Source organism: Okeania sp. SIO2F5, assembly GCF_010692685.1.
Lineage (GTDB): Bacteria > Cyanobacteriota > Cyanobacteriia > Cyanobacteriales > Microcoleaceae > Okeania > Okeania hirsuta.
Window position 1 is genome coordinate 1 of the sequence record NZ_JAAHGU010000272.1, and the last position, 3015, is coordinate 3015.

Consider the following 3015-nt stretch of genomic DNA (forward strand, 5'->3'; position numbering starts at 1 on the left):
CATCCTTAAAACTTTAACCTTTAGCGATCGCCTAATTTATGAAAAATACAGCTCATACAGTTACTTTTATGTTACATTATCAATATTTATGTAATATGTAAAGATGCCAGCGCTCATTGCTATATCAGTTACAAGACTTACGAAAACCAACCAAGAAACCAGGTTTATTGCCTTGATTATTGTTAAAACCACAAAATTCGTTCATAAACCCGGTTTCTGCGTAATTCCTGAATCTTTTTACTGTTATACCAAGCGTGAAAAAAGAATGTTACGAATAGTAAGAAGAATAAAAAGACACGTGCAGGATATGTCCTTTGACAAAGCAGTCGCTAACGCCATCCCACCATCGACCAAGAGAGCGGTGCGACCCCGCGACGACGCCAGTCGCACCTGGTAGCGCACCAAGAGAAAAGAATGATTTGCGATCTAAGAAATATCAAGGAAAAATCTGGCGTTGCCTAAGTTTTCAGCATGGGGAATAAGTGTAATCCGAAAGGAGGATGCGTCAGTGCGTGATTAATAGACTTGTCGCTTTATAACTTAAAAAAAAACCAAAAACCTTGTTCTATAAGGATTATAGCTATTGGAAAGTAAAATACCTTGCAATGATTGCTCTGTCTAGGTTGGAGCGATTTTTTCCTCTATTAAGCGACAAGTCTAATGTAGCGTAGGGTCAGAGCATATCCTGTACTCTCCACTCTACCCGCACTCTCCACACTCCCCACACTCCCCCTATATTTTTAAATAAATCCTAAATGGGTTCTATGTTCCCTGTTCCCTGTTCCCTGTTCCCTATTTTCTGGAGATATCCATTAATTGTGAATAACGATGATTATCAATTTTGTCAAATGTACCATTGTAAACAAAGTTTCTGAGCATATCTGCGTTAAAGAAATCATGAGGAAAACCAAGTTCAATTTGACTTACTTTCTCAAGTTGCTGAATTTGCTCTGCTGATAATTCCACATCCACACATTGAATATTATCTTCAATATGAGAAACTTTTCTAGCTCCAATAATAGGAATTACACCCTTATTTAATAACCAATTTAAAGCAACTTGTGACGAACTCTTTCCTATTTCTTCTGCAACTTTATCTACTTCTTTTGCAATACTCAAATTACGATCGCTCTGATTCACAAAATCTTTCATCATTTCATTGTCTAGTCTGCGCTCTTCTTCTACTGTATTAGCTTTGGTATATTTGCCAGTCAACCAACCACTAGCTAGAGGCGACCACGCAGTTACTCCAATATCCAAAGTATTCGCCATTGGCAAAAGTTCTCTTTCTGGAGTGCGTTGAATCAGACTATACTCAATTTGTAAACCGATAAATTGTGTCCAACCCCGTAATTCAGCCAAGGTATTGCATTGAGAAACAACCCAAGCAGGAGCATCGGAAATACCAATATATAATACTTTTCCTGCTCTAACCAAATCGTCAAATGCCCGCATTACTTCCTCTGGTGGAGTCATAAAATCCCAAGCGTGCAACCATAAAACATCGATATAGTCAGTATTAAGACGTTTGAGACTAGCTTCTACCGACTGCACCATATTTTTGCGTTGGTTTCCGCCACCATTTGGATTATTGTCGCCAAAACCATTGGTATATTTAGTGGCTAAAACAACAGCATTTCTTTCCGAGGCAATAAACTCACCGAGAAATTTCTCACTTGTACCGTTGGTGTAAATGTTGGCAGTATCAATAAAATTACCGCCTGCTTCACGGAAGACTTGATAAATTCTTTGGCTTTCTTCTTTAGAAGAACCCCAACCCCAGTCTTCGCCAAAGGTCATTGTGCCCAAGCATAGTTCGGATACTCTGAGTCCACTTTTTCCTAATAATTTGTATTGCATTTTGTCATCTACTCCTAAATAATTAAGTGAGTGAAATTAGTGAATGAAACAATATCTATGATAGTTTATAGTTAGTTATTTGGTGGTGATGCATAGTAATGGTAAAGGAAGCACCGGGAGTGTTGGAGAAATTAAAAAATATATATCCTCACCATTACCATGCAGGACTACCAGCTATTTTTGCTAATCACCTACCTAGAGGAGGTAATTATAGCGGTTTTCATTAACATAGAATACAGCTGTCAGGTCTGTAACTTATTAAACTTAAAACATACTTATATTTTGTCTGTAGTCTACCTTTGTGAAAACCGCTATAATATTGCTTGATTATTCTGCTTCATCATCATCATAAACCAAAGGTCTAGTTAAACACAATGGACGTAATTTTTACTTGAAAGTAGATATTTCCTAAGTTTTTACACAAACGATACCATATGATATCAATTTGTCTATACTAGCTTATAGCGCTGTGCGCAGGCAACAGGCAACAGGCAACAGCTCATCTGGGGGAATAAATTGCCGTTTGCGCAGCATTCCGAAGGAATAATATAAGATTTTTAGCTATTTGGCCACTCCTGCAATTTGTAAATATACCAGCGCTCATTGCTATATATCATATTCCCCCTCCGGGGGAGCTACGAATTGCGGATAATCAGTTATAAAAAAACTTCTGGCCTTGAAGCTTTCTTTCCCTTCTGCCTTCCCCTCCTGGGAGGGGGAGGGGCGAGGGGTGGGTTGCCTTCTGCCTTCCTTCCTCCAAAATGTAAGTATTCAACCGAACATGATATTACCCTCTGAGCAAGAAATCATCTTTACTAATAGATGCAATATTAGTTAGATTAGCAAATTCACCCCCACTGCCAAACTCTGCTTCTGTACCGTTAGCATTGTAGAACAATTTGCCGTTGTTGTTGTTATAAACAATGACTGCTGGAGAAATTTCTGCATCAGCATCACTGGTAACTATGGCAAATTCAGCATTGACACTGAAACCTGTTCCTGAGTCACTGGTAATAGCAGTAAAAGTGCTTTTGTCTAGGAGAATAATATCTTGTCCCGGAACAAAGTCAGTAATGTCATCTATTCCAATATCGTCTGAGTCAAATTCATCATTTGTATTGAAAATAAAGCGGTCAATACTTGCTCCACCAGTCA

General features: G+C 38.5%; 3 protein-coding genes and 1 pseudogene. 2 read left to right on the plus strand and 2 right to left on the minus strand.

The window, feature by feature from the left end; all coding sequences use genetic code 11:
• Nucleotides 1-314: 314 nt before the first annotated feature.
• On the plus strand, nt 315-482 hold the full coding sequence (locus F6K27_RS32760) for a hypothetical protein (protein WP_287280112.1): 168 nt from the start codon (nt 315-317) through the stop codon (nt 480-482).
• 310 nt (nt 483-792) lie between these two features.
• On the opposite strand, the gene F6K27_RS32765 is transcribed toward F6K27_RS32760, so the two are convergent.
• A complete protein-coding gene (locus tag F6K27_RS32765; protein WP_287280114.1) occupies nt 793-1860 on the minus strand; it encodes an aldo/keto reductase in 1068 nt (355 codons plus the stop codon).
• Between the two features lie 98 nt (nt 1861-1958).
• Here F6K27_RS32765 and F6K27_RS32770 point away from each other — a divergent pair, with 98 nt between their 5' ends.
• On the plus strand, nt 1959-2087 hold the full coding sequence (locus F6K27_RS32770; RefSeq protein WP_275670268.1) for a hypothetical protein: 129 nt from the start codon (nt 1959-1961) through the stop codon (nt 2085-2087).
• A gap of 560 nt (nt 2088-2647) precedes the next feature.
• Here F6K27_RS32770 and F6K27_RS32775 read toward each other — a convergent pair.
• Nucleotides 2648-3015: pseudogene (locus F6K27_RS32775) on the minus strand (calcium-binding protein); the annotation flags it as partial.